Annotated in this window: 1 pseudogene; it reads right to left on the bottom strand. The window is 62.1% G+C overall.

Features of this window, described 5'->3' with window-relative positions:
* Positions 1-290: pseudogene (locus OZ411_RS43530) on the bottom strand (4Fe-4S ferredoxin); the annotation flags it as partial.

Below are 290 nucleotides of genomic sequence, written 5' to 3' on the forward strand. Positions count from 1 at the left end.
CCGTAGGATTCAAAGCCCTGTTCGGCGACGAAGTTGACGCGGCAATCGTCGCACATCTTGATGACGTCGAGTTTGCGCGGCGAATCCTTGTACATCCAGTGCTTGCCTTCGAGCTTGGCGATCACGCGCTCGATCGTGCTCTTGACGCCGAACGGCTTGCCGCAGCGGATGCACGAGAACGGCTCCTCCTCCTTGAGGATGCGGGCAGGGGCTCTTGCGGCGCCGAAATCGAGCCGCGGCACCAGCGTGATCACCTTCTCCGGACAGGTCGACTTGCACAGGCCGCACTG

Source organism: Bradyrhizobium sp. Arg237L, assembly GCF_029990105.1.
In the GTDB taxonomy this organism is placed as follows: Bacteria; Pseudomonadota; Alphaproteobacteria; order Rhizobiales; family Xanthobacteraceae; genus Bradyrhizobium.